Origin of the sequence: Variovorax paradoxus, assembly GCF_030815975.1 — a bacterium.
GTDB lineage: Bacteria > Pseudomonadota > Gammaproteobacteria > Burkholderiales > Burkholderiaceae_C > Variovorax > Variovorax paradoxus_N.
In genome coordinates this window covers 2,021,330-2,046,992 of sequence record NZ_JAUSXL010000002.1, presented here as the reverse complement: position 1 = coordinate 2,046,992, position 25,663 = coordinate 2,021,330, and the positions used below count along the sequence as shown (strand labels likewise).

The 25,663-nt window shown below is 68.5% G+C and carries 27 protein-coding genes; 19 read left to right on the top strand and 8 right to left on the bottom strand.

The genetic code is table 11. The features are described from left to right. Window positions 1-27 precede the first annotated feature (27 nt). The gene (locus QFZ47_RS13465) at window positions 28-576 is read right to left on the bottom strand and encodes a hypothetical protein (protein ID WP_307656109.1); all 549 of its coding nucleotides are present in this window, start codon (window positions 574-576) and stop codon (window positions 28-30) included. Between the two features lie 107 nt (window positions 577-683). On the opposite strand from QFZ47_RS13465, the gene QFZ47_RS13460 reads away from it, so the two are divergent. After that, window positions 684-1,664 carry a LysR family transcriptional regulator gene (locus QFZ47_RS13460; protein WP_307656108.1) on the top strand — a complete coding sequence of 327 codons (981 nt, stop codon included), beginning with the start codon at window positions 684-686 and terminating at the stop codon, window positions 1,662-1,664. 9 nt (window positions 1,665-1,673) lie between these two features. Here QFZ47_RS13460 and QFZ47_RS13455 read toward each other — a convergent pair whose 3' ends face one another. Further along, window positions 1,674-1,847 (bottom strand): hypothetical protein, encoded by a 174-nt coding sequence (locus QFZ47_RS13455; protein WP_307656107.1) that lies wholly within the window; start codon window positions 1,845-1,847, stop codon window positions 1,674-1,676. A 125-nt stretch (window positions 1,848-1,972) separates the two neighbouring features. Here QFZ47_RS13455 and QFZ47_RS13450 point away from each other — a divergent pair, with 125 nt between their 5' ends. Continuing rightward, complete coding sequence (locus QFZ47_RS13450; protein WP_307656106.1) at window positions 1,973-2,779, top strand: metallophosphoesterase; 807 nt, start codon at window positions 1,973-1,975, stop codon at window positions 2,777-2,779. A 7-nt stretch (window positions 2,780-2,786) separates the two neighbouring features. Here the strand turns inward: QFZ47_RS13450 and QFZ47_RS13445 are convergent, their stop codons facing one another. After that, window positions 2,787-4,370, bottom strand: a complete 1,584-nt coding sequence (locus tag QFZ47_RS13445; RefSeq protein ID WP_307656105.1) for a phospholipase D family protein — start codon at window positions 4,368-4,370, stop codon at window positions 2,787-2,789. Window positions 4,371-4,444: 74 nt separating this feature from the next. Between QFZ47_RS13445 and QFZ47_RS13440 the strand changes: the two genes are divergently transcribed. Continuing rightward, window positions 4,445-5,674, top strand: a complete 1,230-nt coding sequence (locus QFZ47_RS13440) for a spore maturation protein (protein ID WP_307656104.1) — start codon at window positions 4,445-4,447, stop codon at window positions 5,672-5,674. Here QFZ47_RS13440 and QFZ47_RS13435 read toward each other — a convergent pair. Next, entirely contained in the window at window positions 5,656-7,677 is a 2,022-nt protein-coding gene (locus tag QFZ47_RS13435; RefSeq protein WP_307656103.1) for an alkyl/aryl-sulfatase, read from the bottom strand. The genes QFZ47_RS13440 and QFZ47_RS13435 overlap by 19 nt on opposite strands. Window positions 7,678-7,786: 109 nt before the next feature. Between QFZ47_RS13435 and QFZ47_RS13430 the strand changes: the two genes are divergently transcribed. From QFZ47_RS13430 to QFZ47_RS13420, 3 genes are read left to right on the top strand one after another with little or no spacing between them, the layout of a single operon-like run. Then, a complete protein-coding gene (locus QFZ47_RS13430; protein WP_307656102.1) occupies window positions 7,787-8,698 on the top strand; it encodes a LysR family transcriptional regulator in 912 nt (303 codons plus the stop codon). A 41-nt stretch (window positions 8,699-8,739) separates the two neighbouring features. Next, window positions 8,740-9,249, top strand: coding sequence for a flavin reductase family protein (locus QFZ47_RS13425; protein ID WP_307656101.1), 510 nt, complete (start codon window positions 8,740-8,742; stop codon window positions 9,247-9,249). Continuing rightward, window positions 9,246-9,755: a BON domain-containing protein gene (locus QFZ47_RS13420; RefSeq protein WP_307656100.1), complete on the top strand. Its 510-nt coding sequence runs from the start codon at window positions 9,246-9,248 to the stop codon at window positions 9,753-9,755. The genes QFZ47_RS13425 and QFZ47_RS13420 overlap by 4 nt, the downstream gene beginning before the upstream one ends. 58 nt (window positions 9,756-9,813) lie before the next feature. Here QFZ47_RS13420 and QFZ47_RS13415 read toward each other — a convergent pair whose 3' ends face one another. Continuing rightward, complete coding sequence (locus QFZ47_RS13415; protein WP_307656099.1) at window positions 9,814-10,152, bottom strand: DMT family transporter; 339 nt, start codon at window positions 10,150-10,152, stop codon at window positions 9,814-9,816. A 194-nt stretch (window positions 10,153-10,346) separates the two neighbouring features. Between QFZ47_RS13415 and QFZ47_RS13410 the strand changes: the two genes are divergently transcribed. The 4 genes from QFZ47_RS13410 (at window position 10,347) to QFZ47_RS13395 (ending at window position 13,941) form a co-directional block, all read left to right on the top strand. Then, complete coding sequence (locus tag QFZ47_RS13410) at window positions 10,347-11,246, top strand: DMT family transporter (protein WP_307656098.1); 900 nt, start codon at window positions 10,347-10,349, stop codon at window positions 11,244-11,246. Beyond that, the gene (locus QFZ47_RS13405) at window positions 11,243-12,181 is read left to right on the top strand and encodes a glutaminase (protein WP_307656097.1); all 939 of its coding nucleotides are present in this window, start codon (window positions 11,243-11,245) and stop codon (window positions 12,179-12,181) included. Before QFZ47_RS13410 ends, QFZ47_RS13405 begins: the two co-directional genes overlap by 4 nt. Window positions 12,182-12,241: 60 nt before the next feature. Continuing rightward, a complete protein-coding gene (locus QFZ47_RS13400; RefSeq protein WP_307656096.1) occupies window positions 12,242-12,742 on the top strand; it encodes a hypothetical protein in 501 nt (166 codons plus the stop codon). 164 nt (window positions 12,743-12,906) lie between these two features. Further along, complete coding sequence (locus tag QFZ47_RS13395) at window positions 12,907-13,941, top strand: aliphatic amidase (RefSeq protein WP_307656095.1); 1,035 nt, start codon at window positions 12,907-12,909, stop codon at window positions 13,939-13,941. Between the two features lie 2 nt (window positions 13,942-13,943). Here the strand turns inward: QFZ47_RS13395 and QFZ47_RS13390 are convergent, their stop codons facing one another. Next, window positions 13,944-14,834, bottom strand: coding sequence for a LysR family transcriptional regulator (locus tag QFZ47_RS13390; RefSeq protein WP_307656094.1), 891 nt, complete (start codon window positions 14,832-14,834; stop codon window positions 13,944-13,946). Window positions 14,835-14,924: 90 nt separating this feature from the next. Between QFZ47_RS13390 and QFZ47_RS13385 the strand changes: the two genes are divergently transcribed. Further along, a complete protein-coding gene (locus QFZ47_RS13385) occupies window positions 14,925-15,119 on the top strand; it encodes a YjiS-like domain-containing protein (RefSeq protein WP_307656093.1) in 195 nt (64 codons plus the stop codon). 58 nt (window positions 15,120-15,177) lie between these two features. Beyond that, window positions 15,178-16,857 (top strand): hypothetical protein, encoded by a 1,680-nt coding sequence (locus tag QFZ47_RS13380; RefSeq protein ID WP_307656092.1) that lies wholly within the window; start codon window positions 15,178-15,180, stop codon window positions 16,855-16,857. Between the two features lie 16 nt (window positions 16,858-16,873). Here the strand turns inward: QFZ47_RS13380 and QFZ47_RS13375 are convergent, their stop codons facing one another. Continuing rightward, window positions 16,874-17,905 carry a LacI family DNA-binding transcriptional regulator gene (locus QFZ47_RS13375; protein WP_307656091.1) on the bottom strand — a complete coding sequence of 344 codons (1,032 nt, stop codon included), beginning with the start codon at window positions 17,903-17,905 and terminating at the stop codon, window positions 16,874-16,876. Between the two features lie 139 nt (window positions 17,906-18,044). Here QFZ47_RS13375 and QFZ47_RS13370 point away from each other — a divergent pair, with 139 nt between their 5' ends. The 7 genes from QFZ47_RS13370 to QFZ47_RS13340 all read left to right on the top strand — a co-directional run bounded on the left by QFZ47_RS13370 (window position 18,045) and on the right by QFZ47_RS13340 (window position 25,072). Beyond that, window positions 18,045-18,911 (top strand): dioxygenase family protein, encoded by an 867-nt coding sequence (locus tag QFZ47_RS13370; RefSeq protein WP_307656090.1) that lies wholly within the window; start codon window positions 18,045-18,047, stop codon window positions 18,909-18,911. A gap of 17 nt (window positions 18,912-18,928) precedes the next feature. Further along, a complete protein-coding gene (locus QFZ47_RS13365; RefSeq protein ID WP_307656089.1) occupies window positions 18,929-19,693 on the top strand; it encodes an SDR family NAD(P)-dependent oxidoreductase in 765 nt (254 codons plus the stop codon). Further along, the gene (locus QFZ47_RS13360; protein WP_307656088.1) at window positions 19,690-20,580 is read left to right on the top strand and encodes a beta-keto acid cleavage family enzyme; all 891 of its coding nucleotides are present in this window, start codon (window positions 19,690-19,692) and stop codon (window positions 20,578-20,580) included. The genes QFZ47_RS13365 and QFZ47_RS13360 overlap by 4 nt, the downstream gene beginning before the upstream one ends. A 377-nt stretch (window positions 20,581-20,957) precedes the next feature. Then, window positions 20,958-21,965, top strand: a complete 1,008-nt coding sequence (locus tag QFZ47_RS13355; RefSeq protein WP_307656087.1) for a quinone oxidoreductase family protein — start codon at window positions 20,958-20,960, stop codon at window positions 21,963-21,965. A 25-nt stretch (window positions 21,966-21,990) separates the two neighbouring features. After that, window positions 21,991-22,350 carry a cupin domain-containing protein gene (locus QFZ47_RS13350; protein ID WP_307656086.1) on the top strand — a complete coding sequence of 120 codons (360 nt, stop codon included), beginning with the start codon at window positions 21,991-21,993 and terminating at the stop codon, window positions 22,348-22,350. Window positions 22,351-22,403: 53 nt separating this feature from the next. Further along, entirely contained in the window at window positions 22,404-23,396 is a 993-nt protein-coding gene (locus QFZ47_RS13345; RefSeq protein WP_307656085.1) for a tripartite tricarboxylate transporter substrate binding protein, read from the top strand. A gap of 2 nt (window positions 23,397-23,398) precedes the next feature. Next, a complete protein-coding gene (locus QFZ47_RS13340) occupies window positions 23,399-25,072 on the top strand; it encodes an amidohydrolase (protein ID WP_307656084.1) in 1,674 nt (557 codons plus the stop codon). On the opposite strand, the gene QFZ47_RS13335 is transcribed toward QFZ47_RS13340, so the two are convergent. Next, on the bottom strand, window positions 25,018-25,647 hold the full coding sequence (locus QFZ47_RS13335) for a uracil-DNA glycosylase family protein (RefSeq protein WP_307656082.1): 630 nt from the start codon (window positions 25,645-25,647) through the stop codon (window positions 25,018-25,020). The two genes, QFZ47_RS13340 and QFZ47_RS13335, sit on opposite strands and share 55 nt — an antisense overlap. Between the last annotated feature and the right edge of the window lie 16 nt (window positions 25,648-25,663).

Genomic DNA, 25,663 nt, shown 5'->3' with positions numbered 1-25,663 from the left:
GAGCGACTGGCGGCTGGCGCCGATCGATCAGTAGTAGCGCGAGCTGTTCATGCGGCGCATGGCTTCGTAGATCGTCGGCATGCGCATTTCGCTGGAGCGTGCGGCCACGCGGGCCAGTGCGTCCACCTTGGCAGCAGTGGCGACCGAAACCTTGCCTTCGGACTGCTCGCGCCAGGTGGCGGCTTGCAGCTCCTGCATCACGCGCGGGTCGTTCTTCGCGGTTTCCAGGAAGCGGGCGTCGGCGCGGGCCGAAGCACGGCGCTGGGCAGCGGCATTCCAGGCACCGGCCACGTGGGCCAAGGGGGCGCGCAGCGAGCCGGCAAACAACGCGACGATGCCGAAAGCGGCGCCGCAGAGCACGGTCCAGGCGGCGAGCAGCGCGCCTTCGTCCCAGTTGGAAACGAGCTTGTCGGCCACCACCAGCACCGCCGCAACCACGGCGACAATCAGCAGGGCGATCAGCGGACGCGAACCGTTCGCGCCGGCGCGAGCGGCCTTGATCTGGCCGAACAGGACCTCGGCGCGCTGGACGCCGGGGTGGACAGTGGGTTGGTCAACGTGGACAAAGCTGGTCATGATGAATCCCTCCAAGGGATGAATGGCTGGTGCCGATGGGGAGATATTAGGGTTTGCCCTAGTGTTTTGCCACTTTATCTTTCTGATGTTTATCATTCACATCACTGATGGACGTCAACTTCCGCACATTCGATCTCAACCTGCTGCGCGTCTTCGACGAAGTGATGGCGGAGCGCAACCTCACGCGCGCCGCGCGCAACCTGTCGATCACCCAGCCCGCCGTGAGCAATGCGCTGCGCCGCCTGCGCGAGGTGCTCGGCGACGAGCTGGTGCGCCGGTCCGGCGCGGGCGTGGAGCCCACGCCGCGCGCGCTGGCGCTCTGGCCCACGGTGCGCGATGCGCTGCGGCAGCTGCAGCACACGCTGGCGCCGGGCGAGTTCGATGCATCGACCGCGGACACCACCTTCCTGCTGGCCATGGCCGACGCCACCGCCGCCGAACTCATTCCGGGGCTGGTTCAAATCGTGGAGAAGGAAGCGCCCGCTATCTCGCTGCGCGTTCTGCCGCTTACGACACGCGATCCGCGGCGGATGCTCGAGCAGGAAGAAGTCGACATGGCGATCGGCTACTTTCCGGCCGTGATCGCCAGCCTCGCGGCGCGCGGGCAGTCCGGCGTGGGAGTGGCCTTCGAGAGCCAGCGGCTCTACCTGGGCCAGTATGTGTGCGTGATGCGGCGCGGCCATCCGCTGGCTAACGCGCCGCTCACGCTGGACGACTATTGCGCCGCGCGGCACCTGCTCGTGAGCTTTTCAGGGCGCCCCTACGGCTTCATCGACCAGACGCTGGGCGCGCTGGGGCGCGAGCGGCGCATCGTGGTGACCGTGAACCAGTTCTTCACGGCCGGGCGCGTGGTCGCGAACTCGGACCTGCTGACGGTGCTGCCGCGCCATTTCGTGACCGTGACCGGCATCGACGACCAGCTGGTGCTGCGCGACCTGCCGTTCGACCAGCCGATGGTGCACGTCGACGCCATCTGGCATCGGCGCGCGCAGCACGGGCATGCGCACGAATGGCTGCGCACCGCGCTGCTGCGCTCCGCTGCGGCGGCTTTTGCGGATTCGGTCCTCGGGCAGAAGGTGCCCGGATGACCGGCGTCTTCAGCGGATGACAGAGAGCCAGGCGCTGGCGGCCATGCGCAGTTCCTGCGCGTGATGGGCGCCGCGGCCGGCGCGGACATCGGCGCTTTCCATCAGCGCGGCGGCATGGCTGGCCGGGGCATTGGCATCGGAAGAACGGAAGAAACGGGCCACTTGGGCAATGAGGCTGAACATGACAGTGCGCTGCTTTTGGCTGCGCTGGAGTGGTTGATGTTCTAAGAATAGGGGTTATCCCTAATATTGAAAGCCCCACTTCATGCGCTTTATGCATGGGCTGATTCCCCTAGACTGAGCAGACGATGAAGCTGCAACTGCTTTCCGACCTGCACCTGGAGTCCCACCCCCGCTTCCAGGCCGAGCCCGCGCCGGGCGCCGACATGCTGGTGCTGGCGGGCGACATCGGCTCCTACCAGGAAGGCTCGCGCCTGACCGACCCCGACTTCGGCCTGGGCCGTTTTTCGCCCCGCAATGGCTGGCCAGTGCCGGTGATGTACGTGCCGGGCAACCACGAATACGACAACACCGACTTCGACCAGACCCACGAGCGCCTGCGCGCGTTGTGCCAGGAGCTCGACATCCTCTGGCTCGAGCGGGAGACCGCGGTCATCGACGGCATCCGCTTTGTCGGCACCACGCTCTGGGCCGACTTCGACGCGCTGGTGGAACCCACCGACGGCTTGGCGGATGCGCTCAAGAAGCGCGGCAAGGCGATGCGCGCGGCCGACTTCTATCTTGAGAAAGCCGCCACGGTGCGCCATGGCCAGCCCTTCATGGCGGGCGCCATGCGCGAGCAGGGCCTGGCGTGCCAGGCCTGGCTCGAACAGGCGCTGGCCGAGCCTTTCGACGGCACCACGGTCGCCATCACGCACTTCGCGCCCAGCCTTGCCAGCGCCGATCCGCGCTACGGCCTCACGCCCGGCACGGCCGGCTTCTGCAATTCGCTCGATGCGCTGCTGCCCCGCGCCAGGCTGTGGCTGCACGGCCACCTGCACTGCCCCTCCGACTACGTGAAGAACGGCTGCCGCGTGGTGGCCAACCCGCTCGGCTACAAGGGCAAGGGCGAACAGGAGGGCTTTCGCCCGGACCTGCTGATCGAGGTGCCCTGAGGGCGCGCTACAGCAGCTCTTCGCCCACGATCGGCAGCAGCAGCCAGTTCTTGAAGCGCAGCCAGAGAAACTCGCCGGGCTCGTCCTCGTGGACGATGTCGCCGCCGGCATCGTCGTATTCCAGCCATTGCACGCGGCGGCCGTCGGGCGCGAGCCGCAGCCGGTAGCCCAGGCTCACGCGCTCCCCGCTCATGAGCTTTTCGTAGTCGGCCACGAGCGCCGGGCTGTCGATCACGAGGCCCATTTCGGTGTTCACCGCAGCCGAGCGGCGATCGAGGTTCATCGAGCCGATGAAAAAGCGCTGGTCATCGATCACCGCGAGCTTGGCGTGCAGCCGGCTGATCGACTGGCCGAAATTGCCGAAGCGCCTCGAGCGAGCGGTGAGCATGGGCGCAATCTCGTAGATGGTGACGCCGATCTTCAGCATGTCGGCGCGGTAGCGTTCGTAGCCGGCATAGGCCAGCGGTTCGTCGGTGGCGCCGAGCGAGTTGGTCACCACGGTGATGCGCCCGCCGCGGTCGATGGCCTGCTTCATCATCGCCATGCCGCGCGCGCCGGGAATGAAGTACGGCGAGCCGATCTTGACTTCGCGCTTCGCCGAAGTGATGACGCCGAGTGCGCCCTCGGTCACGCTGCCCTCGTAGGCCGCCTCCGGCTTGCGCGTGATCTTCGCGGGGTCGTCCACGAACAGCGTGAAGGACGCCCCATGCAGCTCGAGCCTGCCGGTGGCGAGCTGCTCGCCCACCGGCGAATGGTCCAGCACGTCGCGCGGGCGTATCGGCACATCGGGCTGGGCCGCGCTGGCAATGGCATCGAAGCGCTTCTGCGCCTCTTCCACCGTCATGCGCAGCGGCGCGATGCGCTCGATGGGCCAGGCATGCTCGCTGTTCCAGTAGCGGTCGAAGCCTTCGGACATCCGGCGCACCACCGGCCCGCAGGAGAACACGTCCATGTCGATGAAGTTCGCCGCCGTGCCGCGCATGAAGTATTCGTTGGCGATGTTGCGGCCGCCCGAGACGGCAAAGCTGTTGTCGGCCACCATCAGCTTGTTGTGCATGCGGTGGTTGATGCGGCCGAACTCCGCGAACGAGAACAGGAGCCGCATGGCGAACGAATCGGCCCGCGAAGGCAGCGGATTGAACAGCCGCACCTCGACGTTCGGAAAGGCCGCGAAAGTGCCGAACACCTCGTCCTCGCCGGCCGTGTAGAGATCGTCTACCAGAAGGCGCACCCGCACGCCGCGCGCCGCCGCGTCGCGCAGTTCGCGCAGCAGCAGCAGGCCGACGTCGTCGTTCTGGATCAGGTAGTACTGCACGTCGAGCGACTTCTCGGCATGCCGTGCGAGCGAGATGCGGGCATCGAAGGCAAAGGCGGCTTCCGGCAGCAGCCGAAAACCCGACAGCCCCGCGGGGCCGACAGGCGCGCCCTGCGCCGCGAGCCGGCCGAGCCCGGTGTCCGCCACATCGGTGATCGCCGCCGCCACCGGGCTTGGCTGCGGCGGCGGCAGGCTCGCGCAGCCCGCCAGCCACGCGCAGCCCACGGCGGCCCACATCAGGACCGCGAGTCTGCGAATGAGCGGCGAGGCTGCCATGGCCCGCACTGTAGCTCGCGGCAGGCGCGAGCGGAGCCCTATGATCGCGCTCACAAAAAAGGGAAAGAACGCGCGTGCTCAACGGCTTGTGGCTGGGTTTCTTCGGAATGGCGATGCTGGCGGCGCTCGGGCGCTGGCTGGTGGGCGGCGATGCGGCGGTCTTCGCGGCGATCGTCGAAAGCCTGTTCGCGATGGCGCGGCTTGCGGTCGAGGTGATGGTGCTGCTGTTTGGCACGCTCACGCTGTGGCTCGGCTTCCTGCGCATCGCGGAGGCGGCGGGGCTGGTCGGCTGGCTGGCGCGCGTGCTCGGCCCGCTCTTCAGGCGGCTCATGCCGGGCGTGCCCGCGGGCCATCCGGCGCTGGGCCTCATCACGATGAACTTCGCGGCCAATGCGCTGGGGCTCGACAACGCGGCCACGCCCATCGGCCTGAAGGCCATGCGCGAACTGCAGCGGCTCAACCCCGACCCGGTCACGGCCACCAACGCGCAGATCCTGTTCCTGGTGCTCAACGCGTCTTCGCTCACGCTGCTGCCCGTGACGATCTTCATGTACCGCGCGCAGCAGGGCGCGAGCGATCCGACGATGGTGTTCCTGCCGATTTTGCTGGCCACCAGCGCATCGACGCTCGTGGGCCTGCTCTCGGCGGCGGTGGCGCAGCGCCTGCGGCTGTGGGACCCGGTGGTGCTGGCCTACCTGGTGCCGGGCGCGCTGCTGCTGGGCGGCTTCATGGCGCTGCTGGGCACGCTCTCGGCGGCGGCCATTGCGTCGCTCTCCTCGCTCATGGGCAATCTCGCGCTGTTCGGCGTGATCATCGTGTTCCTGCTGGCCGGCGCGATCCGGCGCATCAAGGTGTACGAATGTTTTATCGAGGGCGCGAAGGAAGGCTTCGACATCGCGAAGAACCTGCTGCCCTACCTGGTCGCGATGCTGTGCGCGGTCGGCGTGCTGCGCGCGTCGGGGGCGCTGGACTTCGTGCTCGGCGGCCTGCGCTGGCTGGTGAGCGCGGGCGGCTGGGATGCGCGCTTTGTCGACGCCATGCCCACCGCGCTGGTCAAGCCCTTCTCGGGCAGCGCGGCGCGCGCGATGCTGATCGAGACCATGAAGAGCCAGGGCGTGGACAGCTTCCCCGCCCTCGTGGCCGCCACCATCCAGGGCAGCACCGAAACCACCTTCTACGTGCTGGCGGTGTACTTCGGCGCGGTCGGCATCCAGCGCGCGCGGCATGCGGTGGCCTGCGCGCTGCTGGCCGAGCTGGCGGGGGTGGTGGCGGCGATTGCGGTGTGCTACTGGTTCTTTGGCTGAGCCTGGGCTGCCTGGGATAGGGCGGCTTGCTTGCGCGGCTCGACCACGGGAAACATCGGCTCGAAGGTGTCGAGCATCGACAGCAGCTCGCCGAGCTTCGCGCGGTTGCCCTCGATCTTCACCAGCCCCGACTGAACCGCCTCGGGAAACGTCGTCTGCTTCAGCGTGACCGCATCGAGCGTCGCGCGGCTCAGCGTCACGGTGGCATCCGCCCCGCTCGCCTGCAGGCCCGCCACATGCGTGAGCGCCGAGTTCTCTAGCGTCAGCACGAACTTCTGGTTCGAATCGGTGAAGTTCCAATTGATGACCATCGCCTTGCCCTCGGCCTTGGCGGCATCGAGCCGCACGCCGAGGAAGTCGAAGAACAGGTCGTTGCTGACCGCCTTGAGCGTGTCGGCGTTCGAGCTGCTGCCGCCGGGGATCTTCGGCACGCCGTTGCGCAGCTCCATCGCGCCCACCAGGTAGGCGCTGCGCCAGGTGCCGGCCTCCGACTGGTAGCCGAGCTGCTCGAGCGCATCGGCGCCGAGTTCGCGTGCCGCACGATTGGCGGGATCGGCGTAGACGACCTGGCTCATCGCGCTCGCGACCCAGCGGAACTCGCCCTGCCTGAAGTCTTCGCGGGCGCGAGCGATCACGGCGTCGGCACCGCCCATGTATTCGATCGTCTTCTTCGCATGATCCACCGGCGGCAGCGGATTCAGGTTGGCCGGGTTGGCGTCGTACCAGCCCAGGTACTTCTGGTACACGGCCTTGGCGTTGTGCCGCAGCGTGCCGTAGTAGCCGCGCGCGGACCATTCCTGCTCCAGGCTCGCGGGCATGCGCAGCGTCTCGGCGATGTCGGCCGCGGTGTACCCATGGTTGAGCAGGCGCAGCGACTGGTCGTTGATGAACTTGTACATGTCGCGCTGCTTCTTCAGCAGGTCGACGATGCGATCGCGGCCGGTGGTGGGCCAGTGGTGCTGGGCAATCAGCACGTCTGTCTTCTCGCCGAAGGCCACGCGCGCCTGGTCGATGTACCTGGCCCACAGGTTGCCGTCGCGCACCTCGGCGCCGCGGATCGTATAGAGGTTGTGCATGTTGTGCGTCACGTCCTCCGCCATGTTGAGCACACGGAACTGCGGCAGGTACATGAGCATTTCCGACGGCGCCTCCGAGCCCGGCACCAGCTGGAACACGATCTCCACGCCATCGATGGTGCGCTGCTCCGTGGTCTTCTCGATGGTCGACGTGGGCGCGATCAGCGTGATGGTGCCGCGCGCGAGCGCCTTGCCCAGGCCGGTATCGACCTGCCCGCGCACACCGGGCGGCAGCAGCGTGCCGAACTGGTACTGCGAGCGCCGGCTCATCGCGTTGCCCGCGAGGATGTTCTCCGCCACCGCGGTTTCCATGAAACCCGAGGGTGCAATGACCTGCACCTTGCCGGCAGCCACGTCGTCTTCGCTGACCACGCCCTTCACGCCACCGAAGTGGTCGGCGTGCCCGTGCGTGTAGATCACCGTGCCGACAGGCTTCTTTGGCCGGTGCTGGTGGTACAGCGCGAGCGCGGCGCGCGCGGTCTCCGCCGTGAGCGGCGGATCGATGACGATCAGCGAGTTGCCGCCCTCGACGATGGTCATGTTCGCGATGTCGAAGCCGCGCACCTGGTAGACGCGGTCGGTCACCTTGAACAGGCCGTGAATGGCATTGAGCTGCGCCTGCCGCCAAAGGCTCGGGTTGACCGTGTCGGCCGCTTCGTTCGCCTTGAGGAAGTCATAGGGCTTCATGCTCCAGGCCGGGCGCGGGCCGGCGCCTGGCACGAGCGCATCGGGCACCGTGCCGATGAAGCCGCGCATCGCGTCCTCGAAGTCCTGCCGGTTGGCGAAGGGCAGCGCCTTTGCCATGGCGGCATTGGCCTTCAGCGTGGCGGGTTCGGGCGCCTTGGGCGCGACCTGCGCGAAGACCGGCGCGCTGCCGAGCGTGCAAGCCAGTGCGACGAGGACGACGGGGAAAGAAAAAACGTGCATCGGTGTCTCTTTGTCTTTGGTGAAAAGCAGGAACAGCGAGCGATTCTCCGAACCACTCGAAGCATTGGCAAATGCAAAATATGAGCTCTCTTTTTAACCAGAACGCAAAATGCAGCTGCGCCAGCTCCAGCATCTCGTTGCGCTCGCCGAGCAGGGCAGCTTCGGCCGCGCCGCGCAGGCCGTGCACCTGTCTCAGCCTGCGCTCTCGCGCAGCATCGACACCCTCGAAGACAGCCTGCAGGCGCGCCTGGTCGACCGCGCCTACGGCACCGTGCGTTTCACGCAGGCAGGCGATCTCGTGCTCGCGCGCGCTCGCGAGCTCCTCGCGGATGCGCAGCAGATCCAGCGCGACGTGCTGCAGCTCGAAGGCCTCGCCATCGGCAGCCTTGCCGTGGGTTTCGGCCCCTTCGCTGCCAGCACGCTCGGCCGCATGGCCCTGTCGCTGATGGCGCAGCGCCATCCGCAACTGCTCATGCGCATGGAAGTGGCCGACACCGCCACGCTCTGCGAGCGCCTGCACCGGCGGCAGCTGGACCTGTTCATCGCCGACACCCGCGACCTGAAGAAGCAGCCCGGCCTGAAGCTCGCGCGCCTGCCCGACCTGCCGGTCTCGTTCTTCGTGCAGCCCAGGCACCCGCTGCGCCGCCTGAAGCAGGTGACGCTGGAAAAGGCCATGGACTATCCGATGGCCGGCCCAAACCTGCCCGCCGAAGTGGCCGCGCATTTCGACCGCCAGACTCGGCGCAACGACCGCGGCGTTTTCAACGTGACCTGCGACGACGCCGGCACCCTTCGCCACCTGGCCCTGACCGCCAATGCGGTGATCCTCGCGCCGCATGCGCCGGCCCTGAACACCGATACGAGCGCCCTCGCGCCCTTGCCGGTCGTCGGTTTTGCAGGCATGCAGACGCACTACAGCCTGGTGACGCTTGCGGGCCGCACGCCCTCGGCCGCGGCCACCGTCTATACCCGGCTCGCGACAGAGTTGATGCGCCCGCACAAGCAGCCCACCGTGCGCTGAGCCAAAATGGTCTTCCTGCCGACCACCGCCCAGCCTTTTACGTGACCACTCCCCGCCGGGCCAAGCCCCCCACCTTTTCGCCCGACGAGTTCCGCGAAGCGCTCGGCATGTTCGCCACCGGCGTGACCATCGTCACCGCGCGCTCGGCCGACGGCACACTGGTCGGACTCACGGCCAACTCGTTCAATTCGGTGTCGCTCGCGCCGCCGCTGGTGCTGTGGAGCCTGGCGCGCGCGGCGGGCTCGATGCCGGCGCTCAGCACCGGGTCGCACTACGCCATCAACATCCTGGCCGCCAACCAGAAAGCTCTGGCCGAGCGCTTCGCCACCAAGAACATCGACCGCTGGGCCGACGTGGCCTTCACCGAAGGCCTTGGCGGCGCGCCGGTGCTGGCCGGTGCGGCGGCGAGCTTCGAATGCTTCAACCGCAGCCGCTACGACGAAGGCGACCACGTGATCTTCGTCGGCGAGGTGGAGCGCTGCACGCACAACGCCGGCGCCTCGCCGCTGCTGTTCCACGGCGGGCGCTTCTACACGGAACATCCCTTGTGAGCCGCGCCGCCGCGTTCATGTGCGTGTTGCTGCTGCCGTTGGCCGCGCAGACCGCCATGGCGCAGGACGCAACAGCGACACCGCTCAAGCAGAACTGGTTCGACGATCCGTTCTTCCAGCTCTCCGCTGGCCTCCCCGCCTGCGCCATGCCCGAAGGCCCGTTCTACACCGCCGAGGAGCGCCGCGCCCAGACCCATTCGAGGCTTGAGCGCGGCACCAGCTGCTGGCTTGCCGGCAAATGCACCGACAGCAACGCCTACCGCTACGACAAGCCGCTCGCGCCCAAGGTGCGCGCCGCGTTGCTGGCCGTACCGGGCGTGCAGAAGGCCAGCGTGTGGGTGACGATCCAACGGCGCTGGATTTACCTGCAGGGCTGCGTGCCCTCGGCCGCACTGGCCAGAAAACTCGAACGCGCCGCGCGCGCGGTGCCCGATGTGGAAACCGTGGTGCCCGACCTGATGGTCGGCACGCGGGGGAAGCCGCCGTATCCCGTGGCCGGCCGGTGAGGTCCGTTGAAACGCGACGCATCCATCGCCCGCGCAGCCGCGTCCCGATCGGCATGCATCAGGACTGGTGCGTTTCGAGGTTGAGCACGACAACGCCGATGACGATCATGGCTACTCCGGCAATCCGCGGGAGCGTCGTCGATTCGTCGAGCCAGAGAATGCCGAACGCCGCCGTCAACGCGGTTCCGCTGCCCGCCCATACCGCGTAGGCCAACCCGATTTCCAGGTGCCTGACGGCGATCGACATGAGCCAGATTGCCGCCGCATAGCAGACCCCGACCACCAGCGACGGTGTGAGGCGCGTGAATCCATCTGCATGGCGAAGCGCGATCGTTCCTGCAACCTCTGCCGCAATGCTGGCTGCAAGCAGCAGCCAGGAGAAGGTCTGTAAACCCATGGGATACCTCTCGGACTCCGCACCTGTACCGGATGCAGAGCAACGAGAAGAAGGAGCGGTACCCGAAACGAATGACGAATGCTAACGGAGGCGGCAGTGCGTCGACCTGCGCAGTCCAACACCTCACGCGCTACGATCATCGATCCTGGGCTTTGTTGCCGCATGCAAGACCGAAGCCCATCGACGAGACCCGAATGATCCAGCGCAAGACCCACCTCGACTCCCTCGCCATCGGCCTTCTGATCGCATGCTGCGCGTTCTGGGGGCTGCAGCAGATTCTCATCAAGACCACCGTCACCGAAGTGCCGCCGCTCTGGCAGGCCACGGTGCGCATGGTGGGCGCCGTGGTGCTGCTGTGGCTCTGGTGCGTGTGGCGCCGCGTGCCGCTGTTCGAGCGCGACGGCACGCTGCCGGGCGGCCTGCTCGTGGGCCTGCTGTTCGCGGGCGAGTTCGCCTGCATCTACCTGGGCCTGCAGCACACCTCGGCCTCCAGGCTCACTGTGTTTCTCTACACCGCGCCGTTCTGGGTCTCGCTGCTGCTGCCGCGCTGGGTGCCGGCCGAGCGCCTGCGTGGCCTGCAGTGGCTGGGGCTGGGCATTGCCTTTGCGGCGGTGCTGTTCGCGTTTAGCGAAGGCTTCGGGCGCTCGGGCTCGGGCCAGCTGCTCGGTGATGCCATGGCGATCGTGGGCGGCATGCTCTGGGGCCTGACCACGCTGGCGCTGCGCACCACGCGGCTCGCCACCGCGAGCGCCGAGAAGGCCCTGTTCTACCAGGTGGCCGTGACCGCGGCCGTGTGCCCGCTGCTGTCGCTGGCGCTCGGCGAAAGCTGGGGCTTCTCGTATTCGGCCTGGGCATGGACCTCGATCGGCCTGCAGACCGTGATCGGCGCCTTCGCGAGCTATCTCACCTGGATGTGGCTGCTGCGGCACTATCCCGCCACGCAGATGTCGTCGTTCAGCTTTCTGACGCCGCTGTTCGCGCTGGTGTTCGGCGTGGTGCTGCTCGGCGAACCGCTCACGCTGCAGCTGATGCTGGCCCTGGCCGGTGTGGGCCTGGGCATCGTGATGGTCAACCGGCGAAAGGCGCGGCCATGAAAGCCACGGACTTCCAGCCGGTGCTCGACGACATCGTCGCCACCCTGCGGCCGCTGCTGGGCACCGCCGGCACGGTGGCCAGCTACATCCCGGCGCTGGCCTGCGTCGATGCGCGCCAGCTCGGCATTGCGCTGCGCACCTGCGACGGCACCGAGGCTTTCGCCGGCGATGCCGAAACGCCGTTCTCGATCCAGAGCGTGTCGAAGCTCTTCACACTGACGCTGGCCATGCAGCGCATGGGCGACGCGCTGTGGGAGCGCATCGGCCGCGAGCCTTCGGGCAATCCCTTCAACTCGCTGGTACAGCTGGAGAACGAGCACGGCAAGCCGCGCAATCCGTTCATCAATGCGGGCGCCATCGCCGTGGCCGACCGCCTCGTGAGCCAGGCGCTGCAGGCCGGCGGCAGCGCCAAGGCCGACATCCTTGCGCTGATGGGCAGCCTGTGCGGCGAGCCGATCGCGTTCGACGACGAGGTCGCGCGCTCCGAAGCCGCCACCGGCTTTCGCAACATCGCGCTCGCCAACTTCATGAAGAGCTTCGGCAAGATCGACAACGATGTGGCCGTGGTGCTCGACACCTACTTTCACCAGTGCGCATTGCGCATGAGCTGCCGCCAGCTGGCGCGCGCGGCAGCCTTCCTGTGCCGCGACGGCGCGCATCCGATCGACGGCCAGGCCGAGGTGACCGGCGAGCGGCAGACGCGCCGCATCAATGCGCTGATGCTCACCTGCGGCACCTACGACGCCGCGGGCGACGTGGCGTTTTCGATCGGCCTGCCCTGCAAGAGCGGCGTGGGCGGCGGCATCGTGGCCGTGGTGCCCGACCGGCTCACGCTGTGCGTCTGGTCGCCCGCGCTGGACGCCACGGGCAATTCGCTGCTCGGGATGAAGGCGCTCGAACTGTTCGTCGCGCGGACCGGGCTGTCGGTCTTCTGAGCGGCGCGTGCGGCTCGCGGGCGCAGGCGAGAATGGGCTCGCACGAACCCGAGCATCCGAATGACCGAAGCTACAGACCCCACAGATTCCGACAACCTCCCCCTGCAGGAACCCCGCCTCTGGCGCGACGGCCAATGGACCGCCCGCGTCATCAAGAACGAGGAAGACGACGGCTGGGCCGTCGAGATGACGCGCCACGGCGACCCCGAACCGGCGCTGGTCGGCCCCTGGACCATGGGCCGCGACAAGAAGAACCCGAAGCCGCTCGACGGGCCCGCCTTCTCCACGCTGGTGAAGACCGCCGCCGAAGTGATTCGCCGCCACGAGCAGCAGCTGCACGCCACGCTCAACAAGAGCGTGACCGTCACGGCGCAGAGCGGCCAGCGCATTCGCGTGTCGCTCGCCATCGTGCCCGACGAGGACAGCCCCTCCGCCACGCTCGCGGCGCACGACGATGCCGACGACTCGGAACTTGCCAGCGTCAACGTCTCGCCTGCCTTCAGGCTCACGGCGAGCAGCGCCACCGCCTGGATCGAATCCGGCTACGCGCGGCCCCGCTGAGCGCGCTTTTGCAATCAGCGAAATGACGTATGTGCAGCCCGCGCTGAGTTGAGAACAATCGGCTTCGACGACACGAACCCGCTGCACCAGAGACAAGCCCGAATCGGTTGAACACCGGTTCGGGCTTTTTTGTTTTTTCTCAACCACCCTCCAGGAGCAGCGTCATGAGACATGGTGATATTTCGAGCAGCAGCGATTGCGTGGGCGTCGCGGTCGTCAACTACAAGATGCCCCGCCTGCACACCAAGGCCGAGGTGCTCGACAACGCCCGCAAGATCGGCGAGATGCTGGTCGGCATGAAGAAAGGTCTGCCGGGCATGGACCTGGTGATCTTTCCCGAATATTCCACCCACGGGATCATGTACGACGCGAAGGAGATGTACGACACCGCCGCCACCGTGCCCGGCGAGGAAACGGCAATCTTCGCGGACGCCTGCCGCCGCGCCAACGTGTGGGGCGTGTTCTCGCTGACCGGCGAGCGCCATGAGGCGCACCCGGACAAGGCGCCCTACAACACGCTGATCCTCATGGACAACCAGGGCGAGATCGTCCAGAAGTACCGCAAGATCATGCCGTGGGTGCCCATCGAGGGCTGGTACCCGGGCGACCGCACCTACGTCAGCGACGGTCCCAAGGGCATGAAGATCAGCCTCATCGTCTGCGACGACGGCAACTACCCCGAGATCTGGCGCGACTGCGCGATGCGCGGCGCCGAGCTCATCATCCGCTGCCAGGGCTACATGTACCCGGCCAAGGAGCAGCAGATCCTGGTGTCCAAGGCCATGGCCTTCATGAACAACACCTACGTGGCGGTGGCCAATGCGGCGGGCTTCGACGGCGTGTACTCGTACTTCGGGCATTCGGCCCTCATCGGCTTCGACGGCCGCACGCTCGGCGAATGCGGCGAGGAGGAAATGGGCATCAACTACGCCGAACTTTCCATGGGCCTGATCCGCGACGCGCGCAGGAACGGCCAGTCGCAGAACCACCTGTTCAAGCTGATGCACCGCGGCTACACCGGCATCATCCATTCGGGCGACGGCGACAAGGGCGTGGCGGCCTGTCCGTTCGACTTCTACAAGCAGTGGATCAACGATCCCGAGGGCGCGCGCGAGAAGGTGGAGTCGTTCACGCGCAGCACCATCGGCACGGCGGAATGCCCGATCGAGGGGCTTCCGAACGAAGCTGCCCAGCGCTGAAATCAGAGCTGCCGAAACGCCGTCAGCACCTGCAGCACGCTGTGCGTGGCGCCGTCGAGCATGGCGCGCTGGCGGTGCGCAATACCGAGGCGGCGCGTGAGCCTGGGCGTGATCGGCAGGATCTGCATGCGCTCGTTCAGCGCCGCATCGGTGGTCTGCTGCAGCGGCAGCAGCGCGGCGCCATAGCCGGCCGCCACCAGGCTGCGGATCGCGGCGTCGTAGTTGAGCTCGATGCGCGCTCGCGGCGCGAAGCCGGCCGCCGCGAACCATTCCATCGAGAGCCGGTACATGTGGGTGGTGGCGTCGTTGAAGATCAGCGGCTGCGCCGCGAGCCAGGCCGGTGTGACGCGCTTCGGTGCCTTCCAGCGCTGCGGCACGAAAGCCATCATGGCCTGGTCGCGCCAGGGCGTGACGACGATGTCGCGCAGCGGCGGTTGCGGCACCGCGACCAGCCCGATGTCGAGCGTGCCGGCGGCCAGCCGCGCCATCGCCTCGTACGAGCCGAGGATGCTGACCTCCACGTCGATGCCTGAATGCCGTTCGCCCAGCGCTTCGAGCACCTGCGGCAGCAGGTCGACCACCACGCCGGTGGAGGTGCCGAGCCGCACACGGCCGGTGCGGCCTTCGGCCTGGCGCTTGACGGCTTCGACGGCATCGTCGGTGTCGCGCAGCAGCTTGCGTCCGCGCTCCACCAGCGCCGCGCCGGCCGCCGTGGGCGTGACGCGGCGATTGCCGCGCACCACCAGCTGCGCGCCCAGCCGCGATTCGAGTTCGCTGATGTGCAGGCTCACCGTGGGCTGCGCGAGGTGCAGCGCCTTGGCCGCCGCCGAGAAGGTGCCCAGATCGGCAATGGCAATGAGCGTGCGGAGTTGGTCGAGGTTGAGCTGTCGCATCAGGAATTCTGATTGAAAGTGTCAGGAATCTCAACTTCCACAATAGCATGCGTCGCCGCAAGATGAGCGCTCCCCCACAAGGAGCCCATCGTGACAGCGCCGACGCACTCGCCCTTTCATCAACGCCTGATGCATGCCCTGCGCGGTTGGCGCCGCCGTGCCGCGGAGCGCCGCCGCAGCCGCGCGGACTCGCAGCACCTGGCCGGCATGAGCGACCACGAACTGCGGGACCTGGGCATCGGGCGCAGCGAGGTGGCCGGGCTGCTCGGTCGGCATCGCTACTGACCGGATCGGATCGCAGGTCCCTCGGGGTCCGCGCCCGATTTGAGGTTCAATCCGGGGCGTGCCCAAAACCGCCGCTCCCACCCCGCTTTCCATCGAACTCACCTCGCCGCAATCGGTCAACGGCCAGCGCGCGGCGTTCCAGTCGCTCTGGCTGCTCGCACGCATGAAGCACGCGCACGATGCCGAAGGCGGCCTCGTGCGGCTGGCCGACCTGCGCGGCGAAGTCTCTGACGCGAGCACGCTGCGCATGGTCGTGAGCCGCGCGTTCCGCGACTTCAAGGCCTGGAACGTCGAGGTCGGCTGGGGCGAGGACACGCAGCGCGAGCCGCGCTTCCTGAACGCAGAGCGGCGCAGCCAGGGGCCGTTCTGGTTGCCGCCCGCCGAAGCCCGACGGGTGCGCATGCTGGTGGGCGGCCGCACGGCGACGGCCGCCGAGGTGGCTTCCTTCCTGGGGCTGCGCTCGCGCAGGGCCCACGCGGCCGAGCCCGGCTCGCGGCCGCCCGATGCGGTGCATCTGCAGGACGCCGCGTTCTGGAAACAGCTGGTCGCCTCGCAGCAGGCGGCGCGGCAAGGCCGGCTCATGGCGCCGGTGGCGGGCGGCGGCGCGGCCGGGTCGCCGGCCAGTGCGCTGGAGTCGATCCGCCTTGCCGGCACGCTGGCCGCCACCGATTTCCAGCGCGCGCTGGTCACGCTCAACGAGGCCATGCTGTGGCGCCGGCTCGGCGACAACGAGCAGGCGCGCCGTCGGCTGCAGGCGCTCAAGAAGCAGCGCCTCGCCCATCATGTGGCAGGCAACGACTACCTGGGCGCGATGGAGTGCATCGTCTCGGCCTGGTGCGCCTACACCGCACGCGACCTGCCGCTCGCGCAGTCGCTGCTGGGCGGCATGGCGAACGATGCGGCGCGCAGCCTGGTGCTGCGGCACCACCCCGACGTGCGCTTCGAGTGGTGCAACCTGTGGGCGCTGGTGTGCCGCTCGCGCGCGCTGGGGCTCTCCGCCGACGACAAGCCGGCGGCCGCGGCGCTCGCCGAAGAGTCGCTGCAGCGTTTTGGTGAAGCATTGGCCGCGGCCTTCGAATCGCATTCCTTCGACGCGGCACAGCACGTGGCCGCCAACATGGGCATGGCCGCGTGGCTGTTCGACCGCGTGGGCCTGTCCGACCTGCCGGCGCTCGCGCATGACGGACATGCCGACACCACGCGCCGCGCCGTGCAGTGGATCGCCTTCAGCGAATGGCTCTGCGGCCACACCGACGGCCAGGGCCGCTCGGCCTGGAACGCGATCTACCTGATGCGCATCGCGCGCGGCCACTGCCGGCCCGAAGAGCAGCCCACGCTTGCGCAGTTCCGCGCGCAGAAGCCGCTCGATCCGGCGGCGATCTCGCAGCTCGCCGGGCCGCTCGCCGACGCCTTCGACGCCGCGCATTGGCCGGCACGCTGGGTCGAGGTGGCGCAGGCGCGACTGGCCGACCACCAGGCGGGCCGGCGGCGCTACCCCGGCCTGCAGCATTGCAGCCTGCTGTTCGAGCACGCCTGGTATGCGGCGCACGCGGGCGAGCTGAAGGCGGCCGAGCAGTCGCTGGCTTTGCTGCGTGAAACCCTGCCGCAGCTGGTGCCGAGCGACCGCGCCTATTTCACCGAGTCGTGGAACGACACGCTGCCGGCCGAGCTGGTGCTCGAAGCGAAGCCGCCGCGGCGGCCGGCGGCGCGCAAGAAGGCCGTGCGCCGATCCGGCTAGGGCCGGGAGGCCCTGGTCAGCGCGCGGCCGGCGCACCGGTCGACTTGCGCACCACCAACTCGGGCCGCAGCACCACGGTCGATGCCGACATCGCGCGGCCATCGATCTCCTCGAACAGCATCTCGGCCGCGCGCCAGCCGAGTTCGCGGTGCGGCAGGCGGATGGTGGTGAGCGGCGGATCGACCATGTCGACCAGCGGCATGTCGTTGTGGCCGGTGACCGAGATGTCCTTCGGCACGCGCAGGCCGGCCTGGCGCAGCGCGTCGTAGGCGCCCAGCGCCACGAGGTCGTTGCAGCACACCACGGCCTGCGGGGCGGGACCGGCTTCGAGCATCTGCTGCATGGCCAACGCACCGGCCTCGCGGCTGTAGCTCGCGCACTCGACCACGCGGAACGGCTTCATGCGGTGGTCGCGCAGCGCCTGCTCCACGCCCAGGCGACGGCCTACGCCGGTGGGGATGTTCTGCGGCCCCGCGAGGTGCGCAATGCGCTTGTGGCCCAGGCCCACGAGGTGGTCGACCGCGAGCTTCATCGCGAGCCGGTCGTCGCTCACCACGGCCGGCAAGCGGCCGGTTTCGTCGGCGCGGTTGACCAGCACCGCCGTCATGCCGGCCTTGGCGACGAAATCGACCAGCGGATCGTCGCGCGTGGCGGTGGCCAGGATCACGCCATCGACGCGCTGGGCCAGCATGCGTTCGAGCACAGGCCGCGCGAGCGCAGGGTCGACCACGTTGGTGACGAACACGAAGTAGCCGCGCGCCGCCGCGCTGGCCTCGATGCCCTGCAGGATCGGCGGGAACACCGCGTTGGTGATGTCGGGCACCAGCACGCCGATGGTGTGCGTGCGGCCCGTGCGCAGGGCCGAGGCCGCGCGGTTGGGCCGGTAGCCCAGGCGCTGCGCGGCCTCTTCCACCACGCGCAGCACCTCGTCGCTGATCAGCGAGCGCTTCTCGGGGCTGAGCGCGCGCGACACGGTCGACACATGCACGCCGGCGGCGCGTGCGACGTCGCGGATGGTCACGGGAGAAGAAGGCGGGCGGGTGCTCATGGGCTGATTTGCTGCAAACGATTGTTGCCGGACTGGATGCCCGGAATGGCTTCCCGGCATTCCCGGGTCGGCCAACGGGGTTATTTTACTTTCCGGTGATCTGGACTAAGATCGTGCAAACGATTGCACAAGACCCCCCATGAACATCGCCACTTCCCCCGACTCGGTGCTGGGCTTCGCACTCGAAGCCATGGCGCGCACACCCGATCCGCGGCTGCGCACCGTGATGAACGCACTCACGCGCCACCTGCATGCCTTCGTCCAGGAGGTGAAGCTGAGCGAGGAAGAGTTCGAGGAGGCGCTCGAATTCATCGTCGCCATCGGCCAGGCCACGGGCGAAAAGAAGAACGAGGTGGTGCTGGCGGCCGACATCCTTGGCGTGTCCACCGTGGTGGCGCTGCAGAACAACCAGGACCCGCACGGCGAATCGCCGGCCGCGCTGCTCGGCCCGTTCTGGCGCGCGAATTCGCCGGCCTGCGCGGCGGGCGACAACATCGCACGCTCGGGCACGCCGGGCCTTCCGCTCGCGGTGACGGGCACGGTGCGCGACGCGCGGGGTGAACCGATCGAAGGCGCCACGGTCGACGTGTGGCAGGCCTCGCCCATCGGCCTGTACGAAAACCAGGACCCGGCGCAGGAAGACATGAACCTGCGCGGCCGCTTCACGACCGATGCCGAGGGCCGTTTTCATTTCCGCAGCGTGCGGCCGGCCGGCTACCCCGTGCCGACCGACGGGCCCTGCGGCGTGCTGCTGCGCGCGCAGCAGCGCCACCCCAACCGGCCCGCGCACCTGCACTTCATGGTGAGCAAGCCGGGCCACAAGGTGCTGATCACGCAGGTGTTTGCCGATGACGACGACAACCTGGAAAGCGACCCGACCTTCGGCGTGACGCGGCGGTTGATCGGCTGCTTCGCGCTGGCGCCCGATGGCAAGAGCGCCACGCTGCAGTACGACTTCGAGCTCGAGCCCGGCGAGATGAAGTTCCCGCGTCCCCCTATCCCCTGAACCCACTCTTCAATCCCATGAGCTTCGATCCTGTTTCCCGACTCGACGGCAAGGTGGCCGTCATCACCGGCGGCCTTGGCGCCATCGGCTATGCCACGGCGGTGCGTCTTGCCGCACTCGGCGCCACCTGCGTGCTCCTGCACCGCAAGGGCGACGATGCGGCTGCCCGCGCGGCCGCCCTGCCCTCTGCCCATGGACAGCGCCACGCGGCGATCCGCGCCGACATCGTCGACACGCCAAGCCTGCAGGCCGCGGCCGCCGAGGTGAAGGCCACGCACGGGCGCTGCGACATCCTGGTCAACAGCGCGGGGCACACGCAGCCCGTTCCCGCCGGCGACCTCGATGCCTTGACCGACGAGCTCATCGACGAACTGCTGCGCGCCAACTTCCGCGGCGTGTTCGCGACCATCCGCGCCTTCGCGCCAATGCTGAAGGACGGCGGCGACGGGCTCATCGCCAACATCTCGTCGATCGCGGGCTTCACCGGCGTGGGCAGCAATCTCGCGTACGTGGCGGCCAAGGCCGGGCTCGACGTGGTGGGCGATGCGCTCGCCAAGGCGCTGGCGCCGGCGGTGCGGGTGGTGTCGGTGTCGCCGGGCGCGGTCGAATCGGGCTTCGTGCCGGGCCGCGGCGCGGAGTTTGCCAACAAGATGGCGAGCACCACGCCGCTCGGGCGCATCGGCAAACCCGACGACGTGGCCGCCACGGTCGAGGCGCTCGCGACGACGATGCGCTTCGTCACCGGCACGCGCATCGTGGTCGATGGAGGGCGCCACCTGTGAGCACCGCCAAGACCCTCATCACCTGCGCCGTCACGGGCAATCTCGTGAAGCCCGAGCAGACGCCGCACCTGCCGATCACGCCGGTGCAGATCGCCGACGAATGCCTGGCCGCAGCGGAGGCCGGCGCTGCGCAGGTGCACATCCATGTGCGCCATCCCGAGACCGGCAAGCCGTCGATGGAGGTCGAGCTCTACCGCGAGGTGGTCGACCGCATCCGCCGCGGCAACCGCGAACTGGTCATCAACCTCACGACTGGGCCAGGCGGGCGCTTCATTCCCAGCGAAGACGACCCGAAGATCGCCGCGCCCGGCACCACGCTGCTGCCACCCGAGAAGCGCGTGGAGCACATCGCGCTCATCAAGCCCGATGTGTGCTCGCTCGACCTCAACACCATGAACTCCGGCCCCGACGTGGTGATGAACACGCCGAGGAACGTGCGCCGCATGGCCAAGGTGATCCGCGAGGCGGGCGTGAAGCCCGAGCTGGAGATCTTCGATTCCGGCGACATCAACCTCGCGCTCGACCTGATCGCCGACGGCACGCTCGACGGCCCCGGGATGTGGACCTTCGTTCTCGGCGTGAAGTACGGCTTCGCGCCCACGCCCGAGACGCTGCTCTACGCCCGCAACATGCTGCCGCGCGGCGCGTTCTGGAGCGCCTTCGGCATCGGACGCATGGAGTTCCCGATCGTCGCGCAGGCCTGGCTGCTGGGCGGCCACGTGCGCGTGGGCATGGAAGACAACATCTACCTGGAGAAGGGCGTGCTGGCCGAGAGCAATGCGCAACTGGTGGCGAAGGCGCGCGACATCCTGTTGAGCCTGGGCGGCGAGGTTGCCAATCCTCGTGAGGCGCGCGCCATGCTGGGCTTGCCTGGTGCGGGGAGCTAGGAGATGACAACCTGCATTTCTGTTTGTCGTCGCGTTGTGTTTAAGGCCGGTCATTCAGGGCGCGATCCCGCCGACGGGGTACCTTGCTCCGCGAATGTCCTCCGGCCTGCGGCCTCCCCCTTTATTTCGCTGCGCAAGGCACCCCATCGACGGGAGCGTTGGTCAGAGCGGTTGTTGATCAGCGGTACACCAACAGCGTACCCTGGTGCACAGGGCATCGGGTGCTCCCCGCAGCGAAATCAAGGAGGAGCCCGAAGGGCGGGGGACATTCGCGGAGGGGAGTACCCGGTGCCCTGTGCACGCGCCCTGAACAGCAGCACCCTGAACAGCAGCGCCCCGAAGAAAAGCAAACCCAAACACGCGGTGGAGCAACCGAGATGAGCATCGCCGCCATGCACACGACCCACACCTCCCGCGCACTGCGCGTGAACGAGAAGGCCGCCAACCTCGACGCGCTGCAACTCGAAGCCGCGCCGCAGCCCCAACCCACAGCGCCTCCCGGCCATGCCGTGGTGCAAGTCGCCGCCGCCGCAGTGAACCCGAGCGACGTGAAAGCAACGCTGGGCCTCATGCCGCAGGCCGTGTGGCCGCGCACGCCGGGCCGCGACTTCGCGGGTACCGTGGTCAGCGGTCCCGGCGAATGGATCGGCCGCGAGGTCTATGGCTCGGGCGGCGACATCGGCATCACGCGCGACGGCTCGCATGCGCGCTATCTCGTGCTGCCCGAAGCCGCACTGCGCGCCAAGCCCCAGGGCATCTCGATGGACGAGGCCGGCGCGGTGGGCGTGCCCTTCGTCACCGCGTACGAAGGCTTTCGCCGCAGCGGCATGCCGCAGGCCGGGCAGACCGTGCTGGTGCTCGGCGCCAACGGTAAGGTCGGGCAGGCGGCGGTGCAGCTGGCCTCGCAGGCCGGTGCGCGCGTGATCGCGGTGCAGCGTCGCGCAGGGCCCTTCGAGGGATTCGCGAGCGGTCCGGTCGACGTGATCGATGCACGCCACCATGCCGACGTGGGTGCGCAGGTGCGCGAGCTCACCGGCGGGCGCGGCGCGAACATCGTCTACAACACCGTGGGCAGCGCCTACTTCGAGGCCGCCAACAAGGCCATGGCCAAGGGCGCGGCGCAGATCTTCATCGCCACGCATGAGCGTGCCGTGCCCTTCGACATCTTCGCGTTCTACCGCGGAATGCACACCTTCGTGGGCATCGACTCGCTCGCGATGGACTGCGTGGCCTCCACCGCGCAGCTCGACGCGATGCGCGAGGGCTTCGAGCGCGGCACGCTCAAGCCTTTTCCCGTGGCGCGGCACTTCACGCTCGACCAAGCCATGGACGCCTACCGGCTCGTGCTCTCGGGCGGCACCGACCGCGTCGTGCTGCGTCCCTGATGAACAGCAACCAAGGAACACCGCCATGCATGTGACCCGTTTCAGCGAAGCGCCACACTACGAGGCGCCCAATCATTTCGACATGCGCTGCCTGCGCCTGCAGGGCAAGGAGGCCGGGCCTTCGACGCAGATGTGGATGGGCATGAGCCAGATCCTGCCGGGCGGCCACACCGGGCTCGACGGCTCGCCGATGGAAAAGCTCTACCTCGTGCTCGAAGGCCAGCTCCACGTGGTCGGCGAGCTCGACGGCGCGCACGAGGAAGACGTGCTCGGCCCCTACGACAGCTGCCGCTTCGCGCCCGGCGAAAAGCGGCAACTGGAGAACCGGGGCAACCGCCCCGTGCTGGTGGCGCTGGTGATGCCGAACGCACCGCCAACCGCCTAGGCTCTCTTCAGTCATTCATCGCTCACCCCAATAAATCAACGGAGACAAGACGCATGAACAAGACATTCCCCTGGAGCCGCCGGCAGGCGCTCACGATGGCCGCGGCACTCGCGGCCATCGGCACGCTCGGTGGCGCCCATGCGCAAGGCGCATGGCCCGGCACGCAGCCGATCAAGCTCGTGGTTCCGTTCACGGCAGGCAGCGGCACCGACATCGTCGCGCGGCTCGTGGCCGAGAAGCTCGGGCCCGCGCTGGGCACCAGCGTGGTGGTGGACAACAAGCCCGGCGCCGGCGGCACGCTGGGTGCGGCCATCACGGCCAAGGCGCCGGCCGACGGCTACACGCTGCTGGTGCATTCGGCCGGGCACCTCGTGAACCCGTGGATCTACAAGGGCCTGTCGTACGACACCATCAAGGACTTCACCGGCATCACGCCAATGGCGAGCCTGCCCAACGTGCTGGTCACCGCGCCTTCGCACTTCGCGAACGTGCCGGACCTGGTCGCGAAGGCCAAGGCCAAGCCGGGCGGCCTCAACTACGGCTCCGCGGGCAACGGCTCGGCCACGCACATGAATGCCGAGGTGTTCCGCCTCGCGGCCGGGCTCGATGCGCAGCACGTGCCCTTCCGCGGCACACCCGAGGCGATGACCGAGGTGATGGCCGGGCGCGTCGACTGGTTCTTCGCGCCGATGGTCTCGGCCCTGCCGCTCATCAAGAGCGGCAAGCTGCAGGCGCTGGCCGTGGGCACGGCCAAGCGCTCGCCGGCGCTGCCCGAGGCGCCCACCACGGTGGAAGCCGGCGTGCCGGGTTCCGAGTACCTGTTCTGGGTCGGGCTCTTCGCACCCGCGAAGACGCCGCAGCCGGTGGTCGACCGGCTGCAGGCCGAGGTCGCGAAGATCATGGCCTCGCCCGAGCTCAAGGAACGCCTCGACAAGCTCGGCGCCGAGCCCTTCACGATGCCGTCGGCGCAGTTCAACAAGTTCATTGCCGATGAAACCGGCAAGGCGCAGCAGGTGGTCAAGGCAGCCAGCATCAAGGTGGACTGAGCATGCTGCGCACACTGCTCACGGCGGCCGCGATGGCTGCACTGCTGCTGCCGCCTGCAACGCAGGCGCAGCCGGCCGACCTGATCGTCACCAACGCGAAGATCACCACGCTCGACGCGGCCGCCACCACTGCACAGGCGCTGGCCGTGCGCGACGGCCGCATCGTCGCGGTCGGCCATGCCGCGCAGGTGCGCGCGCTCTCGGGTCCGATCACGCGCACGGTGGATGCCGGAGGCCGCACCGTGATTCCGGGCCTCATCGATTCGCACATGCATGCGGTGCGCGCGGCGCTGAGCTATTCGACCGAGGTCAACTGGATCGGCGCCGGCAGCATCGGCGAAGCCATGGACCGCATCCGCGCCGCGGCCGCGCGTGCGCGGCCCGGCGGCTGGCTGATCGTGGCCGGCGGCTGGACCGAGCAGCAGTTCGCCGAGCGCCGCCGCCCCACCGTGGCCGAGCTGCAGGAGGCCGCGCCCGGCCATCCGGTGTACGTGCAGCTGTTCTATGAAGCGGTGGTGATGACGCCCAAGGCGCTTGAAGCGCTCGGCGTTCCGGCGGGCACGCTGCCGGCCGGCATGAAGCCCGCGGCGGACGGTGCGCTGGGCTGGATGACGGGCGACATCGTCGGCATCTCGGCCCTGTTCGACAAGCTGCCCAAGCCGACCTACGACGACAACCTGGCCGGCACGCGCGCCTTCTTCCGCGAGCTGAACCGCCTGGGCATCACCGGCCTCGTGGACCCGGGCGGCTTCAGCATTGCGCCTTCACAGTACGCAGCGCTGTTCGAGCTGTGGCGCGAGAAGGCGCTGACGCTGCGCGTGGCCTACAGCGTGTTCGCGCAGAAGCCGGGCGCCGAACTGCAGGAGTTTCGCGAGCTGACGCAGATGCTGCCGATGGGCTTTGGCGACGAGATGCTCAAGTTCAACGGCCTCGGCGAACGCGTGACGCTCGCGATGTACAACAACAATTTTCCCGATGCGGCCGCGAAGGAGAAGTTCTACGATCTCATCAAGTGGGCGGCGATGCGCAAGCTCGCCGTCACCATCCACTGGCAGGAGAACGGCTCGGTCGACCACCTGCTCGGGCTCTACGAGAAGCTCAACGCCGAAGTACCGATCAAGGAGCTGCGCTGGTCGATCGCGCACCTGGACGACGCCTCGCCCGAGACGCTCGCGCGCATGAAGGCGCTGGGCATCGGCTGGACGATGCAGGACGCGATGTACTTCCAGGGCGACCGCGCGCTCGCCACGCGCGGCGACGCGGCGCGCCGCATGCCACCCATCGGCACCGCATTGCGCACCGGCGTGAACGTGGGCGCGGGCACCGATGCGCATCGCGTGGCTTCGTACAACCCCTTCGTCGCGCTGCAGTGGATGCTCGACGGCAGGACGGTGAGCGGCAAGGCCATGCGCGGCGCCGACGAGACACCCACGCGCGAGCAGGCGCTGCGGCTCTACACGGCGGGCAGCGCGTGGTTCAGCTTCGATGAAGGCAAGCGCGGCACGCTCGAAGTCGGCAAGCTCGCGGACTTCGCGATTCTCGACCAGGACTTCTTCACCGTGCCGGTGGAGCGCATCGGCAAGACGATGTCGCTGATGACGGTGGTGGGCGGGCGCGTGGTCTATGCCGCGCGGCCCTTCGATGGGGCGGGCACCTCGGTCGCCGTGGCGCCATAGGGCGGTGCGAGCGCCTGCCGCACGCGTTCGCGCAGCACCGGCAGCACCTCGCTTTCGAACCACGGATGGTGCTTGAACCAGCCCGTGTTGCGCGGCGACGGATGCGGCAGCGGAATGAAGCGCGGCGCGTAGTCCGCAAAGGCCGCCACGGTTTCAGTGACGCCGGCCTTGCGCGCCGCGCCCAGGAAGTGGCGCTGCGCGTACTGGCCGATCAGCAGCGTGAGCTCGACCTGATTCATCTGCGCAAGCAGGCGCGCATGCCAGAGCTCGGCGCACTCCTTGCGCGGCGGCAGGTCGCCGCTGCGGCCGCGGCCCGGATAGCAATAGCCCATCGGCATGATCGCGACCTGCGCGGCGTCGTAGAACAGCTCGCGGTCGATGCCGAGCCAGCGGCGCAATTGCTCGCCGCTCTTGTCGTCCCATGGCAGGCCGGTGACGTGCACCGTCAGGCTCGGCGCCTGGCCGACGATCAGCAGGCGTGCGCTGGCGCTGGCCTGCACCACGGGCCGCGGGCCCAGCGGCAGCTGCGCGGCGCAGGCGGTGCAGCTGCGGATGTCCGCCAGCAGCGCGTCCATGGCGCCGGCACGCGCG

Excerpts from the sequence above, each read along its gene's own strand:
- QFZ47_RS13390 (WP_307656094.1), bottom strand. The coding sequence starts at position 14,834 with ATGCGACAGCTCAACCTCGACCAACTCCGCACGCTCATTGCCATTGCC.
- QFZ47_RS13460 (WP_307656108.1), top strand. The coding sequence starts at position 684 with ATGGACGTCAACTTCCGCACATTCGATCTCAACCTGCTGCGCGTCTTC.
- QFZ47_RS13395 (WP_307656095.1), top strand. The coding sequence starts at position 12,907 with ATGAGACATGGTGATATTTCGAGCAGCAGCGATTGCGTGGGCGTCGCG.
- QFZ47_RS13335 (WP_307656082.1), bottom strand. The coding sequence starts at position 25,647 with ATGGACGCGCTGCTGGCGGACATCCGCAGCTGCACCGCCTGCGCCGCG.
- QFZ47_RS13340 (WP_307656084.1), top strand. The coding sequence starts at position 23,399 with ATGCTGCGCACACTGCTCACGGCGGCCGCGATGGCTGCACTGCTGCTG.
- QFZ47_RS13450 (WP_307656106.1), top strand. The coding sequence starts at position 1,973 with ATGAAGCTGCAACTGCTTTCCGACCTGCACCTGGAGTCCCACCCCCGC.
- QFZ47_RS13370 (WP_307656090.1), top strand. The coding sequence starts at position 18,045 with ATGAACATCGCCACTTCCCCCGACTCGGTGCTGGGCTTCGCACTCGAA.
- QFZ47_RS13415 (WP_307656099.1), bottom strand. The coding sequence starts at position 10,152 with ATGGGTTTACAGACCTTCTCCTGGCTGCTGCTTGCAGCCAGCATTGCG.
- QFZ47_RS13350 (WP_307656086.1), top strand. The coding sequence starts at position 21,991 with ATGCATGTGACCCGTTTCAGCGAAGCGCCACACTACGAGGCGCCCAAT.
- QFZ47_RS13410 (WP_307656098.1), top strand. The coding sequence starts at position 10,347 with ATGATCCAGCGCAAGACCCACCTCGACTCCCTCGCCATCGGCCTTCTG.
- QFZ47_RS13400 (WP_307656096.1), top strand. The coding sequence starts at position 12,242 with ATGACCGAAGCTACAGACCCCACAGATTCCGACAACCTCCCCCTGCAG.
- QFZ47_RS13445 (WP_307656105.1), bottom strand. The coding sequence starts at position 4,370 with ATGGCAGCCTCGCCGCTCATTCGCAGACTCGCGGTCCTGATGTGGGCC.
- QFZ47_RS13365 (WP_307656089.1), top strand. The coding sequence starts at position 18,929 with ATGAGCTTCGATCCTGTTTCCCGACTCGACGGCAAGGTGGCCGTCATC.
- QFZ47_RS13465 (WP_307656109.1), bottom strand. The coding sequence starts at position 576 with ATGACCAGCTTTGTCCACGTTGACCAACCCACTGTCCACCCCGGCGTC.
- QFZ47_RS13375 (WP_307656091.1), bottom strand. The coding sequence starts at position 17,905 with ATGAGCACCCGCCCGCCTTCTTCTCCCGTGACCATCCGCGACGTCGCA.
- QFZ47_RS13435 (WP_307656103.1), bottom strand. The coding sequence starts at position 7,677 with ATGCACGTTTTTTCTTTCCCCGTCGTCCTCGTCGCACTGGCTTGCACG.
- QFZ47_RS13430 (WP_307656102.1), top strand. The coding sequence starts at position 7,787 with ATGCAGCTGCGCCAGCTCCAGCATCTCGTTGCGCTCGCCGAGCAGGGC.
- QFZ47_RS13345 (WP_307656085.1), top strand. The coding sequence starts at position 22,404 with ATGAACAAGACATTCCCCTGGAGCCGCCGGCAGGCGCTCACGATGGCC.
- QFZ47_RS13455 (WP_307656107.1), bottom strand. The coding sequence starts at position 1,847 with ATGTTCAGCCTCATTGCCCAAGTGGCCCGTTTCTTCCGTTCTTCCGAT.
- QFZ47_RS13355 (WP_307656087.1), top strand. The coding sequence starts at position 20,958 with ATGAGCATCGCCGCCATGCACACGACCCACACCTCCCGCGCACTGCGC.
- QFZ47_RS13405 (WP_307656097.1), top strand. The coding sequence starts at position 11,243 with ATGAAAGCCACGGACTTCCAGCCGGTGCTCGACGACATCGTCGCCACC.